The following is a 13,337-nucleotide window of genomic DNA, read 5'->3' on the forward strand; positions in this document are numbered from 1 at the left end:
CTCACCCCGCCTGTAAATGGCTCAGAGAGCAGATTAGATTAAACTAATTCTGCTTTTCCTCCAGCTTTTTCTATTTTTTCTTTAGCTGAAGCAGTGAACTTAGCAACTTTAACTGTTACAGCCTTTTCTAAGTTTCCTTCGCCTAAGATCTTAACGCCGTCTTTTTCTATTTTGCTTATAGCACCAGTAGCTTTTAAAACTTCTGCAGTTATTTCTGCTCCGTTTTCAAATCTATTTAATAATTCAACGTTAACTTCTGTAAATACTTTTTTATTTGGATTAGAGAAACCTCTCTTAGGAAGTCTTCTAGCAAGTGGCATTTGTCCACCTTCAAATCCTATTCTAACTCCACCACCTGAACGAGACCATTGTCCCTTTTGTCCACGTCCTGCAGTCTTACCTTGTCCAGTTGCAGTACCTCTACCTAATCTTCTCTTAGCTTTTACTGCACCTTTAGCAGGTTTTAACTCATGTAACTTCATGGATTGCACCTCCTTATCGTACTTCAATCAAAATATTACTCAGCTATTTCAGTAACTTGTACTAAATGCTTAACTTTATTTATCATCCCTCTTGTTTGGGCATTATCTTCTTTAACAACTACTTGTTCTCTTTTTCTTAATCCTAACGCTTCTACGTTCTTTCTTTGGTTAGGAGTAGTTCCTATTGTACTTCTAACTAACTTTATTTGTAATTTAGCCATTTTTCACTACCTCCTTACCCTAGAAGTTCTTCAACTTTTTTACCTCTAAGTTTAGCTATATCTTCAACTGTTTTTAGAGAGTTAAGTCCTTCTATTGTAGCATTTACCATATTTCTTGGGTTGTTAGATCCTAAAGATTTAGCTCTAACGTCTGTTAATCCAGCTAACTCAAGTACCGCTCTAGCAGGTCCTCCAGCTATAACTCCTGTACCTTGCTTAGCAGGCATTATTAATATCTTTCCAGCTCCGAAGTGTCCGTTTACTTCGTGAGGAATTGTTGTACCAACCATTGGCACGCGTATAAGATTCTTCTTAGCATCTTCTACAGCTTTTTTGATAGCATCTGGTACTTCCATTGCTTTACCAGTACCTACACCAACGTATCCGTTTTCATCTCCAACTACTACTAACGCTGCAAATCTGAAGTTTCTACCACCTTTTACAACTTTAGTAACACGTCTTACTTCAACAACTTTTTCTTTTAAGTCAAGTTGTCTTGCATCTATTGGCTTACGACGTAACATGTGCATTTCCCTCCTTCTTACTTTTAATTAGAACTTAAGTCCAGCTTCTCTAGCACCTTCAGCTAACTCTTGAACTCTACCGTGATATAAGTATCCACCTCTGTCAAATACAACTTCAGTGATTCCTTTTTCTACAGCTTTCTTAGCGATCATTTCTCCAACTTTTCTAGCTGCTTCTTTGTTTCCTCTATGATTAACAGATCCTTTTATTTCTGCGTCTAATGAAGATGCAGCTGCAAGAGTTACTCTGTTAGTATCATCTATTATTTGAGCGTATATATTATTAGCACTTCTAAATATACATAATCTTGGTCTTTGAGTAGTTCCAGCTATTTTTCTACGAACTCTCTTATGTCTTTGAAGTCTATTAGCATTTTTATCAGCTTTTTTTATCATCAGGCTCACTCCTTTCTAGCGGTTATGTTTGGTATTATTTCTTACCAGTTTTACCTTCTTTACGTCTTACTACTTCACCAGCGTATCTTATACCTTTACCTTTGTATGGCTCTGGCTTTCTCCAGTCTCTTATCTTAGCAGCGTAGTTTCCTACTAATTGCTTATCGATACCTTTAACTATTAACTCAGTTTGGTTAGGAGCTTCAACAGTTATTCCTTCTGGATCTTCCATTTCTACTGGATGAGAGAACCCTAAGTTCATAACTAATTTCTTTCCTTGCTTTTGAGCTCTGTATCCAACACCTATTAATTCTAATTTCTTTTCGAAACCGTTAGTAACACCTACAACCATATTATCTAATAAAGTTCTAGTTAATCCGTGTAAAGATCTGTGTTGCTTGTTGTTAGTAGGTCTTTCAACAGTTATAGTATTTTCTTCTTGCTTTATAGTTAATGCACCATCAAATTGCTTAGTTAAAGTTCCTTTAGGTCCTTTTACTGTAACTACATTTCCTTCAGCTATAGTTACTTCAACACCTGCTGGTACAGTTATTGGCTTAACACCTATTCTTGACATAGTTGCACCTCCTTACATTGTTCGCTTATATTACCAAACGTAGCAGATTACTTCTCCACCAACATTTTCTTTTCTTGCTTGTCTATCAGTTATTATCCCTTTAGAAGTAGATATTATTGATATACCTAAACCATTTAATACCTTTGGTATTTCTTGGTTAGCAGCGTAAACTCTCATACCAGGCTTAGATATTCTCTTTAATCCTGATATAACTCTTTCGCCAGCTTGTCCGTACTTTAATTGCATTCTTATTATTCCTTGCTTTCCATCTTCTATAACATCGTAACCTTTTATGAAACCTTCTTCTAATAAGATTCTAGCTAATTCTTTCTTCATATTAGAAGCAGGAACATCAACAGTTTCATGCTTAACAACGTTAGCATTTCTTATACGAGTTAACATATCTGCTATTGGATCTGTCATTGTCATATTGAAAACCCTCCTTCCATTTTAATCAAGCTTTTACCAGCTTGCTTTTCTAACACCAGGTATTTGACCTTTGTACGCTAATTCTCTAAAGCATATACGGCATATACCAAATTTTCTTAAAACTGAATGTGGTCTACCACATATAGTACATCTAGTGTATTCTCTAGTAGCGTACTTTTGCTTCTTTTGTTGTTTAACAACCATCGCTTTTCTAGCCACTTGGAATCCCTCCTTCGTTTTAGCTTAGAAAATGGCCTTTTCTAAGCTTACTTAGAAAACGGCATTCCTAATAATTTTAATAATTCACGCGCTTCTTCGTCAGTCTTTGCAGTCGTAACGAATATTATATCCATTCCTCTTACTTTATCTACCTTATCGTATTCTATTTCAGGGAATATTAATTGTTCTTTTATACCTAAAGCATAGTTTCCTCTACCATCAAATGCGTTAGCGTTAACTCCTCTGAAGTCTCTAACTCTTGGTAAAGATACAGATACTAACTTGTCCATGAAGTAGAACATTTTGTCAGCTCTTAAAGTAACTTTCGCTCCTATTGGCATTCCTTCTCTTAATTTGAAGTTTGCAACAGATTTTCTAGCTTTAGTTGTAACTGGTTTTTGTCCAGAGATCATTTCCATCTCTTCAACAGCTTTTTCTAATCCTTTTGGATTTTCTCTAGCGTCACCCATACCCATGTTTATAACTATTTTGTCTAACTTAGGTATTTCCATAACGTTTTTGTATCCAAATTTCTCCATTAAAGCAGGAGCAACTTCTTTCATGTATTTTTCTTGTAATCTAGAAGCCATTTAAGGTCCCTCCTTTCAAGCTATATTATATTTCTTTTCCGCTCTTAGCTGATACTCTAACTTTTTTCCCGTCTTTCATTTCGAATCTAACTCTTGTCCCTTTTCCTGATTCAGGATCAAGAGGCATTATGTTAGATATATGAATTGGGGCTTCTTTGTTTATTATTCCACCTTGTGGATTTATAGCACTTGGCTTTTGGTGCTTAGTTATTACGTTTACACCTTCAACTATTACTCTATTAGCTTTAGGCATTACTTTAACAACTGAACCTTTTTTACCTTTATCTTTTCCTGCTATAACTACAACAGTGTCACCTTTTTTAACACGCATCATGTCCTATTGCACCTCCTTATTATAGTACTTCTGGAGCAAGAGAAACTATCTTCATGAATTCATTGTCTCTTAACTCTCTAGCAACAGGCCCGAATATACGAGTTCCTACTGGAGTCTTATCGTCTTTTATTATAACTGCAGCATTCTCGTCGAAAGATATATAACTTCCGTCTTTACGTCTCATGCCTTGCTTAGTTCTCACTATAACAGCTTTAACAACTTTACCTTTTTTTACAACTCCACCAGGTGTTGCACTTTTAACAGTAGCAACTATAACGTCGCCTATGTTACCATATCTTCTTTTACTTCCGCCTAGTACACGTATACATAGTATCTCTTTAGCTCCTGAGTTATCAGCAACTCTTAAACGTGTCTCTTGTTGTACCATATCGTAATCCCTCCTTTTCCAAAAAAACTACTTAACTTTCTCTACAACTTCTACTAGTCTGAATCTCTTATCTTTTGATAGAGGTCTAGTTTCCATTATTTTAACTTTGTCTCCGATGTTACATACGTTTTGCTCATCATGAGCCTTAAACTTAGCAGTTCTCTTAACTGGCTTATTATATAATGGGTGACGTACGAAATCTTCAACAGCAACAACTATAGTTTTATCCATTTTGTCACTTACAACACGGCCTATTCTAACTTTTCTTCTTCCTCTTTCCATGTTTAAAAGCCTCCTTTCCAAATTAAGCTCTAGTTTCGTTTAACTTTCTTTCAGCAAGGATAGTTTTAACTCTAGCTATATCCTTTTTAACGAACTTTATTCTTGCTGTATTTTCTAATTGACCAGTAGCTAATTGGAATCTTAAGCTAAATAATTCACTTTTGAAGTCATTTAATTTACTCATTAGCTCTTCGCCTGTTAAATCTCTTAATTCTTTAGCTTGCATCCTATTCACCACCCTTTACTTCTAAATCTTCACGTTTTACAAACTTACACTTAACTGGAAGTTTGTGCATCGCAAGTCTCATTGCTTCTCTTGCTTTATCTTCAGGAACACCTGCTAATTCGAACATAACTCTTCCTGGCTTAACTACAGCTACCCAGTATTCTGGAGAACCTTTCCCAGCACCCATACGAGTTTCAGCTGGTTTTCTTGTTACAGGCTTATGAGGGAATATTTTTATCCAAACCTTCCCGCCTCTTTTTATATATCTAGTCATCGCGATTCTGGCAGCTTCTATTTGATTAGAAGTTATCCAAGAAGCTTCTAATGAAACTAATCCGAACTCTCCGTAAGTAACTTTGTTACCTTTTTGAGCTGTACCAGCCATACTTCCTCTATGAACTCTACGACGCTTTACTCTTTTTGGCATTAACATGAGTATTTCCTCCTTCCTTAAACCTTACTAATATTAGTTTCCTCTGTTTTGAGTGTTTTGAGGTCTTGATCCTTGTGGTCTAGATCCTTGAGCACCTTGAGGTCTTGATCCTTGAGGTCTTGATCCTTGAGAACCTTGAGGTCTTTGTCCTCTATCGTTTCTTCTGTTATCATTTCCTCTTCTATCGTTTCTTCTATTGTCTCTTCTATCGTTTCTCTTGTTGTCTCTTCTATCGTTTCTTCTTTCTTCTCTTGGATTTACACCGTTTCTAGTTGGTAAAACTTCACCGTTGCATATCCAAACCTTGATACCAGTCTTTCCGTAAGTAGTATCAGCTTCAGCGAAACCATATTCTATATCAGCTCTAAGTGTTTGTAAAGGTACATTTCCTTCGCTGTATCCTTCAGTTCTAGCCATTTCTGCTCCACCTAATCTTCCTGATGCAGAAACTTTTATCCCTTTAACACCTGACTTCATAGCTCTTTGTATAGCTTGCTTCATAGCTCTTCTGAAAGCAACCCTTCTTTCTATAGCTAATGCTATATTTTCTGCTACTAATTGAGCATTTTTATCTGGGTTTCTAACTTCAACTATGTTAACTATAACAGTTTTCTTAGTCATTTTTTCTAATTCAGCTTTTAATGCATCTATTCCTGCACCAGCTCTTCCTATAACTACACCTGGCTTAGCAACGTGTAAGTCTAATTTAAGCTTGTTTGCTGATCTTTCTATTTCTATATTTGCTACACCAGCAGAATATAATCTTTTCTTTAAGAATTTACGAACATTATGGTCTTCTAATAATAAGTTTCCGAATTCTTTTTTATCAGTTGCGAACCATCTTGAGTCCCAATCTTTTATAACACCGACTCTTAGTCCGTGTGGATTAACCTTTTGACCCATTATTTTCCCTCCTATCTACTAATTATTTTTTTTCCTTTAAAACAACCTCTATGTGAGAAGTTCTTTTTCTTATCATTGTTGCACGTCCCATAGCTCTAGGCATGAATCTCTTCATTGTTGGCCCTTGGTTTGCAACTACTGATGCTATATATAAATTTTCAACATCCATTTCATGGTTGTTTTCAGCGTTTGCTTTAGCAGATTTAACAACTTTAGCTATTATTGAAGCCGCTCCTCTTGGAGTGAACTTTAATATTGCTAATGCTTCATTAACATTCTTTCCTCTAACAAGGTCACAGATTTGTCCTGCTTTTCTTGATGATACACGTACATATTTAGCAGTAGCTTTTGCTTCCATTTGCTATTCCTCCTTCCTTAGTCAGAAATTATTATTTTCTTTTATTAGATTTTTCGTCGTCCTTATGTCCTTTGAAAGTTCTTGTAGGAACGAACTCACCTAATTTGTGTCCAACCATGTCTTCTGTTATATAAACAGGAACATGTCTTCTTCCATCATGAACAGCTATAGTATGTTCTACCATTTGAGGGAATACAGTTGAAGTTCTTGACCAAGTCTTTATAACTTCTCTATTTCCGCTAGCGTTCATAGCTTCTATCTTCTTTAAAAGTCTCGCATGGACGAAAGGTCCTTTTTTAGTTGATCTTGACATTTAATTTCCTCCTTTCCGAGCAAAAAGTAAATCTATTACTTAGTTCTTCTTGATACTATTAACTTATCAGAAGCTTTATTTTTCTTTCTAGTTTTGTATCCAAGTGCCGGTTTACCCCATGGAGTAACTGGTGAAGGTCTACCTATTGAAGTTCTACCTTCCCCACCACCGTGTGGATGGTCACAAGGGTTCATTACAGATCCTCTTACAGTAGGTCTTATACCCATATGTCTTTTTCTACCTGCTTTACCTATAACAACGTTACCGTGTTCTATATTACCAACTTGTCCTATAGTAGCTTTGCAATCTATGCTTACAAATCTCATTTCCCCTGATGGTAATCTTAATAAAGCTTTCTTTCCTTCTTTAGCCATTAATTGAGCAGAAACTCCAGCAGATCTAACTAACTGAGCACCTTTTCCTGGCTTTAATTCTATGTTGTGAACAACAGTACCTACTGGCATATCCTTTAATGCTAAAGCATTTCCTGGCTTTATGTCAGCTGTTGGTCCTGATAATATTGTAGTTCCAACCTCTAATCCAACTGGAGCTAATATATATCTCTTTTCACCATCTGCATAGTGTAATAAAGCTATGTTAGCTGTTCTGTTTGGATCGTATTCGATAGTAGCAACCTTTGCTGGTACTCCATCTTTATTTCTCTTGAAATCTATTATTCTATATTTTCTTCTGTTTCCTCCACCTCTGTGACGAACAGTTATTTTACCTTGTGAGTTTCTACCAGAATTCTTCTTTAGTGAAACTAAAAGAGATCTTTCTGGTTCATTACAAGTTATTTCATCAGAAATTAAAACTGTCATTTGTCTTAAGGCAGGAGAAGTTGGTTTAAACTTTTTTATAGCCATCTGTTTTCCCTCCTTCGTTTGCTAGGGTTAATTACATTCCTTGGAAGAATTCTATTTCTTTACTATCAGCAGCTAATTTCACTACTGCTTTTTTAAAGCTTGCAGTTCTTCCTTCATGTCTACCCATTCTTTTAACTTTTCCATCGTAGTTTAATGTATTTACTTTTTCTACATTAACTCCGAATATAGCTTCTACAGCTTTCTTTATTTCAGTTTTGTTTGCACCTTTAGCAACAACAAAAGTGTATTTCTTTTCAACCATTTCGGCCATACTTTGCTCAGTTACAACTGGCTTTAATATTATATCATGTGGATTAGTCATTATGCGTACACCTCCTCCACTTTTTTAACAGCGTCTGTAGTTATTATGAATGAATCATACTTTAATATATCGTAAACATTTATTGTGTTAACTGTAGCAGCTTGAACACCTTCTATGTTTCTAGCTGATTTTATTACGTTTTCGTTATTTTCAGCAGTTACTATTAAAGCTTTCTTTGCAGAATTTACATTCTTTAATATTTGAGCGAATTCTTTAGTCTTAGGAGCTTCCATATTTAAAGCGTCTAATACTATTATTTCACCATTTTGAACTTTAGCAGATAAAGCACTCTTCATCGCTAATCTTCTTACCTTCTTAGGTAAAGTATAACTGTAATCTCTTGGCTTAGGTGCGAAGGCAACTCCTCCACCTACCCATTGTACAGATCTTATAGAACCTTGTCTAGCTCTACCAGTTCCTTTTTGTTTCCAAGGTTTTCTTCCGCCACCTCTAACTTCTGCTCTAGTTTTAGCAGATTGAGTACCTTGTCTCTTGTTTGCTAATTGATTTTTAACAGCTTCGTATAATACGTGCTCATTAACTTCTATGTTGAATATAGCATCTAATAATTCTATTTCTCCAACATTTTGTCCATTAGTGTTTAATACGTTTAATTTTGGCATTGTGCTTCCTCCTTTCTTAGGTTAGTCATTATTTAGAAGACTTTACAGCTTCTTTTATAGTTACTACTGAACCTTTAGGTCCTGGTATAGCACCCTTAACTAATATAAGGTTCTTATCAGCATCTACCTTAACAACTTCTAAGTTTTGAACTGTAACTTTAACGCTACCCATGTGTCCAGCTAATTTTTTGTTTTTGAAAACTCTACCAGGGAAAGAACATGCTCCCATTGAACCTGGTCTTCTGTGGTATCTAGAACCGTGAGATTCAGGACCTCTTGATTGTCCATGTCTTTTTATTGGACCTTGGAATCCTTTACCTTTTGATATTCCAGTTACATCTATTACTTCACCTGCAGCGAATAAATCAGCATTTATTTCTTGTCCAACTGTGTATCCTTCTACAGAATCTACTCTGAATTCTTTTAAATGTTTCTTTAAAACGTTAGCAGCAGCTAAATGACCTTTTTGAGGCTTGTTTAAAGATTTTTCTTTAGCATCTCCAAATCCTATTTGGATTGCATTGTATCCGTCTTTCTCAACTGTTTTTATTTGAGTTACAACGATAGGTCCTGCTTCAACAACTGTAACTGGTATTACTATACCTGTTTCAGTGAATATTTGAGTCATACCTAGTTTTTTTCCTAATATACCTTTCATATTAGCACCTCCTATAATTCTTACAGCGGATTATAACTTTCATTATAATCATTCTAAGATAATCACCTTATAGGATTTCATCTTAGGTTGCTATTATAATTTTATTTCTATATCAACACCAGCTGGTAAGTCTAATCTCATTAATGAGTCAACTGTCTTAGGTGTTGGGTTTGCTATGTCTATTAATCTTTTATGAGTTCTTATTTCGAACTGCTCTCTAGAGTCTTTGTACTTGTGTACAGCTCTTAGTATAGTTACAACTTGCTTTTCAGTTGGTAGTGGCACAGGTCCTGAAACTTGTGATCCAGCTTTCTTAGCAGTTTCAACTATTTTAGCAGCTGAAAAATCTAATAATTTGTGATCATATGACTTTAATCTTATTCTTATTGTTTCTTTAGCCATTGTAATTTCCCTCCTTTATCGCACGTTTAATCTTAATATTACGCACGACTTATGCCGATACACTGCTCCGGGTGTGTTGTATTTTTTCAACCGGCATTCGGTCGCTGTTAACTAAGATTCATTCAATTTACTTCATATCTCTCAAGCACACTATTATATTTTATATTATTTCTTGTATTTTTTCAAGTTTTTTTTGTAATTTTACAAAATTTATTTTTTTATGTAAAACTTAATTACAAACTCGACTTGTTTCTCTTTCAAAGCACTAACTTAGTATATAAAATTTCATCCAAATTGTCAAGAAAATATAAGCAGTATATTATTACCTTTTTCAATTTAATAAAAAAGAGAGGCATAGCCCCTCTTTTATATATATATCAATCGTTAAATAAGAGATTACTCAACTATAGAAGCAACAACACCTGATGCTACTGTTCTTCCACCTTCTCTTATTGCGAATCTTAATCCTTCTTCTACACATATAGAGTTGATTAATTCAACTTCCATAGTTACGTTATCTCCTGGCATAACCATTTCTACACCTTCTGGTAACTTACAAGCTCCTGTAACGTCTGTTGTTCTGAAATAGAATTGTGGTCTGTATCCATCGAAGAATGGAGTATGTCTTCCACCTTCTTCTTTTTTAAGAACGTATACTTCTGCCATGAATTTTGTATGTGCTTTAACTGTTCCTGGCTTAGCTAATACTTGTCCTCTTTCTATTTCGTTTCTTTGTACCCCTCTTATTAATGCTCCTATATTATCTCCAGCTTGTGCTTGATCTAATAATTTTCTGAACATTTCTACTCCTGTAACAACCATTTTTCTTGGCTCTTCAGAAAGTCCTACTAATTCAACTTCGTCTTGAACTTTTAATATTCCTCTTTCTACTCTACCTGTAGCAACTGTTCCTCTTCCTGTTATTGAGAATACGTCTTCTACTGGCATTAAGAAGTTCTTATCAACATCTCTTTCTGGTTCTGGTATATAAGCATCTATTTGCTCGAATAACTCAACTATTTTGTCTCCCCATACTGAAGAAGTATCTTGTAATGCCATTAAAGCAGATCCTTGTACTATTGGAGTGTCATCTCCTGGGAATTCGTACTCATTTAATAAGTCTCTTACTTCCATTTCAACTAACTCTAATAATTCTTCATCATCTACTACATCACACTTGTTTAAGAATACCACTATGTAAGGTACACCAACTTGTCTTGATAATAGTATATGTTCTCTTGTTTGAGGCATTGGTCCATCAGTTGCTGAACAAACTAATATTGCACCATCCATTTGAGCTGCTCCTGTTATCATGTTCTTAACGTAGTCAGCATGTCCTGGGCAGTCAACGTGAGCGTAATGTCTGTTTGGAGTTTCATATTCAACGTGAGCTGTAGAGATTGTGATCCCTCTTTCTCTTTCTTCTGGAGCTTTATCTATATTAGCGAAGTCTACTGCTTCTCCTAATTGATATCTGTCGAATAATGTTTTTGTTATTGCTGCTGTTAATGTAGTTTTACCGTGGTCAACGTGACCTATTGTTCCTATATTAACGTGTGGTTTATTTCTTTCAAATTTAGCTTTAGCCATCTTGAAATACCTCCCTATATATTTTTATGTAAGACGAGGTATTCCTCGTCTTACTTATTTTAAGTTTATTTTAATAATTTATATTAACGAAATTATTATTTTGATTCAGCTATTTTCTTAGCAACTGAAGCTGGAACTTGTGCATAATGATCAAATATCATTGTGTAAGTTGCACGACCTTGAGTAGAAGATCTTAACTCAGTAGAGTATCCAAACATTTCTGAAAGTGGAACGAATGCATTTATAACTTGTGCACCAGATCTAGCTTCCATACCTTGTATTAAACCTCTCTTAGAGTTTAATCCACCCATAACGTCTCCCATGTAATCTTCAGGAGTAACAACTTCAACTTTGAAGTAAGGCTCTAATAATATAGAGTTACCTTTTCTTAAAGCTTCTTTCATAGCCATTGATCCAGCCATTTTGAATGCCATTTCTGATGAATCGACATCATGGTAAGAACCATCATATAATTCAACAGCAACGTCAACAACTGGGAATCCAGCAACTACACCAGATGCCATAGCACCTTGTATACCTGCATCAGTTGGTCCAACGTATTCTTTTGGTACAGATCCACCAACAGTTTTGTTTTCGAATTTATATCCAGCACCTGGATCTTGAGGGTTAACTCTTATCTTAACGTGACCGTATTGTCCTCTACCACCTGATTGCTTAGAGTACTTGTACTCTATATCAACTGGCTCAGTTATAGTTTCTCTATAAGCAACTTGTGGAGCACCAACGTTAGCTTCAACTTTGAATTCTCTTAATAATCTATCTACGATTATTTCTAAGTGTAGTTCACCCATACCTGATATTATAGTTTGTCCTGTTTCTTCATCCGTTCTAACTCTGAAAGTTGGATCTTCTTCAACTAATTTTTGAAGAGCTACACCCATTTTTTCTTGAGCAGCTTTTGATTTAGGCTCTATAGCAACAGATATAACTGGTTCTGGGAATTCCATAGTTTCAAGTACTATTGGATGAGCTGGATCACATAAAGTATCTCCAGTAGTAGTATCTTTTAATCCAACAGCTGCAGCTATGTCTCCAGCATACACTTCTGTTATTTCTTCTCTAGTATTAGCATGCATTTGTAGTATACGTCCTAATCTTTCTCTCTTGTTTTTAGTAGAGTTTAGTACGTATGATCCACTTGATATTACTCCAGAGTAAACTCTGAAGAATGCTAACTTACCTACGAATGGGTCAGTCATTATTTTGAATGCTAAAGCTGAGAATGGTTCTTCATCAGATGAATGTCTCTCTGCTTCTTCACCATCTTCTAATATACCTTTTATAGAAGCTATATCAGTTGGAGCTGGTAAGTAATCAACAACACCATCTAATAATAACTGAACACCTTTGTTCTTGTATGCAGAACCACAGAATACTGGGTTCATTTCACATGCTATAGTAGCTTTTCTTATAGCAGTTTTTATTTCTTCTACAGAGAACTCTTCACCTTCAAGATATTTCATCATTAAGTCTTCATCAGTTTCAGCAACAGCTTCTACAAGCTTTTCTCTCCACTCTTGAGCTAATTCTTTCATATCTTCTGGTATTTCAGTTTTTATTATTTCTACTCCTAAGTCATCTTTGTATATGTGAGCACACATTTCTACTAAGTCAACTTCACCTTCTAACCAATCTTCTTTACCTATTGGTAATTGAACTGGCACAGCATTTGCTGCTAATCTATCTTTCATCATAGCTACAACATTGTAGAAATCTGCACCCATGATGTCCATTTTATTTACGAACGCCATTCTAGGTACTCCGTAGTTATCCGCTTGTCTCCATACGTTCTCAGATTGAGGCTCAACCCCACCCTTAGCACAGAAAACAGCAACAGAACCGTCAAGAACTCTTAGAGATCTTTCAACTTCAACAGTGAAGTCTACGTGTCCTGGAGTATCTATTATGTTTATTCTATGGTCTTTCCAAGCAGCAGTAGTAGCAGCAGAAGTTATTGTTATACCTCTCTCCTTCTCTTGCTCCATCCAGTCCATTTGAGAAGCTCCTTCGTGAGTTTCTCCTATTTTATGAGTTTGCCCTGTATAGAAAAGGATTCTTTCTGTAGTAGTAGTTTTTCCTGCATCTATATGAGCCATTATTCCTATGTTTCTAGTTCTTTCTAAAGGAAACTTTCTAGCCATGGTTCTCCTCCTTACGATATCCCTTTAAAGGTATCAATA

The 13,337-nt window shown here is 35.5% G+C and carries 23 protein-coding genes; all 23 read right to left on the bottom strand.

Features of this window, described 5'->3' with window-relative positions; translation table 11 throughout:
• Positions 1-38: 38 nt before the first annotated feature.
• Positions 39-482 (bottom strand): 50S ribosomal protein L15, encoded by a 444-nt coding sequence (gene rplO, locus JNUCC81_RS18295; RefSeq protein ID WP_042278274.1) that lies wholly within the window; start codon positions 480-482, stop codon positions 39-41.
• 35 nt (positions 483-517) lie between these two features.
• A complete protein-coding gene (rpmD, locus tag JNUCC81_RS18300; RefSeq protein WP_026899695.1) occupies positions 518-703 on the bottom strand; it encodes a 50S ribosomal protein L30 in 186 nt (61 codons plus the stop codon).
• Between the two features lie 14 nt (positions 704-717).
• On the bottom strand, positions 718-1,227 hold the full coding sequence (rpsE, locus tag JNUCC81_RS18305; protein WP_454094748.1) for a 30S ribosomal protein S5: 510 nt from the start codon (positions 1,225-1,227) through the stop codon (positions 718-720).
• Between the two features lie 27 nt (positions 1,228-1,254).
• A complete protein-coding gene (rplR, locus tag JNUCC81_RS18310) occupies positions 1,255-1,623 on the bottom strand; it encodes a 50S ribosomal protein L18 (RefSeq protein WP_454094749.1) in 369 nt (122 codons plus the stop codon).
• Between the two features lie 34 nt (positions 1,624-1,657).
• On the bottom strand, positions 1,658-2,200 hold the full coding sequence (rplF, locus tag JNUCC81_RS18315; protein ID WP_208333405.1) for a 50S ribosomal protein L6: 543 nt from the start codon (positions 2,198-2,200) through the stop codon (positions 1,658-1,660).
• A 30-nt stretch (positions 2,201-2,230) separates the two neighbouring features.
• Positions 2,231-2,629, bottom strand: a complete 399-nt coding sequence (gene rpsH, locus JNUCC81_RS18320; protein WP_208333406.1) for a 30S ribosomal protein S8 — start codon at positions 2,627-2,629, stop codon at positions 2,231-2,233.
• Between the two features lie 33 nt (positions 2,630-2,662).
• The gene (locus tag JNUCC81_RS18325; RefSeq protein ID WP_021127555.1) at positions 2,663-2,848 is read right to left on the bottom strand and encodes a type Z 30S ribosomal protein S14; all 186 of its coding nucleotides are present in this window, start codon (positions 2,846-2,848) and stop codon (positions 2,663-2,665) included.
• Between the two features lie 47 nt (positions 2,849-2,895).
• A complete protein-coding gene (gene rplE, locus JNUCC81_RS18330) occupies positions 2,896-3,438 on the bottom strand; it encodes a 50S ribosomal protein L5 (RefSeq protein WP_042278262.1) in 543 nt (180 codons plus the stop codon).
• Between the two features lie 25 nt (positions 3,439-3,463).
• Positions 3,464-3,769 carry a 50S ribosomal protein L24 gene (rplX, locus tag JNUCC81_RS18335; protein WP_208333416.1) on the bottom strand — a complete coding sequence of 102 codons (306 nt, stop codon included), beginning with the start codon at positions 3,767-3,769 and terminating at the stop codon, positions 3,464-3,466.
• 22 nt (positions 3,770-3,791) lie between these two features.
• Positions 3,792-4,160, bottom strand: a complete 369-nt coding sequence (gene rplN, locus JNUCC81_RS18340; protein WP_042278261.1) for a 50S ribosomal protein L14 — start codon at positions 4,158-4,160, stop codon at positions 3,792-3,794.
• A gap of 27 nt (positions 4,161-4,187) precedes the next feature.
• Positions 4,188-4,442, bottom strand: a complete 255-nt coding sequence (rpsQ, locus tag JNUCC81_RS18345) for a 30S ribosomal protein S17 (protein ID WP_208333407.1) — start codon at positions 4,440-4,442, stop codon at positions 4,188-4,190.
• A gap of 22 nt (positions 4,443-4,464) precedes the next feature.
• Positions 4,465-4,668: a 50S ribosomal protein L29 gene (gene rpmC / locus JNUCC81_RS18350; RefSeq protein WP_208333408.1), complete on the bottom strand. Its 204-nt coding sequence runs from the start codon at positions 4,666-4,668 to the stop codon at positions 4,465-4,467.
• Position 4,669: 1 nt separating this feature from the next.
• Positions 4,670-5,101: a 50S ribosomal protein L16 gene (gene rplP / locus JNUCC81_RS18355; protein WP_208333409.1), complete on the bottom strand. Its 432-nt coding sequence runs from the start codon at positions 5,099-5,101 to the stop codon at positions 4,670-4,672.
• Positions 5,102-5,134: 33 nt separating this feature from the next.
• Positions 5,135-6,004 (bottom strand): 30S ribosomal protein S3, encoded by an 870-nt coding sequence (gene rpsC, locus JNUCC81_RS18360; RefSeq protein WP_208333410.1) that lies wholly within the window; start codon positions 6,002-6,004, stop codon positions 5,135-5,137.
• Between the two features lie 22 nt (positions 6,005-6,026).
• On the bottom strand, positions 6,027-6,362 hold the full coding sequence (gene rplV, locus JNUCC81_RS18365) for a 50S ribosomal protein L22 (RefSeq protein ID WP_208333411.1): 336 nt from the start codon (positions 6,360-6,362) through the stop codon (positions 6,027-6,029).
• Between the two features lie 31 nt (positions 6,363-6,393).
• Positions 6,394-6,675: a 30S ribosomal protein S19 gene (gene rpsS / locus JNUCC81_RS18370; RefSeq protein ID WP_454094750.1), complete on the bottom strand. Its 282-nt coding sequence runs from the start codon at positions 6,673-6,675 to the stop codon at positions 6,394-6,396.
• A 35-nt stretch (positions 6,676-6,710) separates the two neighbouring features.
• The gene (gene rplB / locus JNUCC81_RS18375; protein ID WP_454094751.1) at positions 6,711-7,541 is read right to left on the bottom strand and encodes a 50S ribosomal protein L2; all 831 of its coding nucleotides are present in this window, start codon (positions 7,539-7,541) and stop codon (positions 6,711-6,713) included.
• Between the two features lie 31 nt (positions 7,542-7,572).
• Positions 7,573-7,863 (bottom strand): 50S ribosomal protein L23, encoded by a 291-nt coding sequence (gene rplW, locus JNUCC81_RS18380; protein ID WP_454094752.1) that lies wholly within the window; start codon positions 7,861-7,863, stop codon positions 7,573-7,575.
• Positions 7,863-8,486 (bottom strand): 50S ribosomal protein L4, encoded by a 624-nt coding sequence (gene rplD / locus JNUCC81_RS18385; RefSeq protein WP_454094753.1) that lies wholly within the window; start codon positions 8,484-8,486, stop codon positions 7,863-7,865. Before rplD ends, rplW begins: the two co-directional genes overlap by 1 nt.
• Before the next feature lie 28 nt (positions 8,487-8,514).
• On the bottom strand, positions 8,515-9,144 hold the full coding sequence (rplC, locus tag JNUCC81_RS18390) for a 50S ribosomal protein L3 (protein WP_208334006.1): 630 nt from the start codon (positions 9,142-9,144) through the stop codon (positions 8,515-8,517).
• 93 nt (positions 9,145-9,237) lie between these two features.
• Positions 9,238-9,546, bottom strand: a complete 309-nt coding sequence (gene rpsJ / locus JNUCC81_RS18395) for a 30S ribosomal protein S10 (RefSeq protein WP_042278235.1) — start codon at positions 9,544-9,546, stop codon at positions 9,238-9,240.
• Positions 9,547-9,942: 396 nt separating this feature from the next.
• Positions 9,943-11,136, bottom strand: coding sequence for an elongation factor Tu (gene tuf / locus JNUCC81_RS18400; protein ID WP_454094754.1), 1,194 nt, complete (start codon positions 11,134-11,136; stop codon positions 9,943-9,945).
• 95 nt (positions 11,137-11,231) lie between these two features.
• Positions 11,232-13,298 carry an elongation factor G gene (gene fusA / locus JNUCC81_RS18405; RefSeq protein ID WP_454094755.1) on the bottom strand — a complete coding sequence of 689 codons (2,067 nt, stop codon included), beginning with the start codon at positions 13,296-13,298 and terminating at the stop codon, positions 11,232-11,234.
• Between the last annotated feature and the right edge of the window lie 39 nt (positions 13,299-13,337).

The organism is Faecalimicrobium sp. JNUCC 81 (assembly GCF_053667625.1).

Bases quoted from the DNA above. Each gene is read 5' to 3' on its own strand.
- rplO (WP_042278274.1), bottom strand. From the start codon at position 482: ATGAAGTTACATGAGTTAAAACCTGCTAAAGGTGCAGTAAAAGCTAAG.
- rpmD (WP_026899695.1), bottom strand. From the start codon at position 703: ATGGCTAAATTACAAATAAAGTTAGTTAGAAGTACAATAGGAACTACT.
- rpsE (WP_454094748.1), bottom strand. From the start codon at position 1,227: ATGTTACGTCGTAAGCCAATAGATGCAAGACAACTTGACTTAAAAGAA.
- rplR (WP_454094749.1), bottom strand. From the start codon at position 1,623: ATGATAAAAAAAGCTGATAAAAATGCTAATAGACTTCAAAGACATAAG.
- rplF (WP_208333405.1), bottom strand. From the start codon at position 2,200: ATGTCAAGAATAGGTGTTAAGCCAATAACTGTACCAGCAGGTGTTGAA.
- rpsH (WP_208333406.1), bottom strand. From the start codon at position 2,629: ATGACAATGACAGATCCAATAGCAGATATGTTAACTCGTATAAGAAAT.
- rplE (WP_042278262.1), bottom strand. From the start codon at position 3,438: ATGGCTTCTAGATTACAAGAAAAATACATGAAAGAAGTTGCTCCTGCT.
- rplX (WP_208333416.1), bottom strand. From the start codon at position 3,769: ATGCGTGTTAAAAAAGGTGACACTGTTGTAGTTATAGCAGGAAAAGAT.
- rplN (WP_042278261.1), bottom strand. From the start codon at position 4,160: ATGGTACAACAAGAGACACGTTTAAGAGTTGCTGATAACTCAGGAGCT.
- rpsQ (WP_208333407.1), bottom strand. From the start codon at position 4,442: ATGGAAAGAGGAAGAAGAAAAGTTAGAATAGGCCGTGTTGTAAGTGAC.
- rpmC (WP_208333408.1), bottom strand. From the start codon at position 4,668: ATGCAAGCTAAAGAATTAAGAGATTTAACAGGCGAAGAGCTAATGAGT.
- rplP (WP_208333409.1), bottom strand. From the start codon at position 5,101: ATGTTAATGCCAAAAAGAGTAAAGCGTCGTAGAGTTCATAGAGGAAGT.
- rpsC (WP_208333410.1), bottom strand. From the start codon at position 6,004: ATGGGTCAAAAGGTTAATCCACACGGACTAAGAGTCGGTGTTATAAAA.
- rplV (WP_208333411.1), bottom strand. From the start codon at position 6,362: ATGGAAGCAAAAGCTACTGCTAAATATGTACGTGTATCATCAAGAAAA.
- rpsS (WP_454094750.1), bottom strand. From the start codon at position 6,675: ATGTCAAGATCAACTAAAAAAGGACCTTTCGTCCATGCGAGACTTTTA.
- rplB (WP_454094751.1), bottom strand. From the start codon at position 7,541: ATGGCTATAAAAAAGTTTAAACCAACTTCTCCTGCCTTAAGACAAATG.
- rplW (WP_454094752.1), bottom strand. From the start codon at position 7,863: ATGACTAATCCACATGATATAATATTAAAGCCAGTTGTAACTGAGCAA.
- rplD (WP_454094753.1), bottom strand. From the start codon at position 8,486: ATGCCAAAATTAAACGTATTAAACACTAATGGACAAAATGTTGGAGAA.
- rplC (WP_208334006.1), bottom strand. From the start codon at position 9,144: ATGAAAGGTATATTAGGAAAAAAACTAGGTATGACTCAAATATTCACT.
- rpsJ (WP_042278235.1), bottom strand. From the start codon at position 9,546: ATGGCTAAAGAAACAATAAGAATAAGATTAAAGTCATATGATCACAAA.
- tuf (WP_454094754.1), bottom strand. From the start codon at position 11,136: ATGGCTAAAGCTAAATTTGAAAGAAATAAACCACACGTTAATATAGGA.
- fusA (WP_454094755.1), bottom strand. From the start codon at position 13,298: ATGGCTAGAAAGTTTCCTTTAGAAAGAACTAGAAACATAGGAATAATG.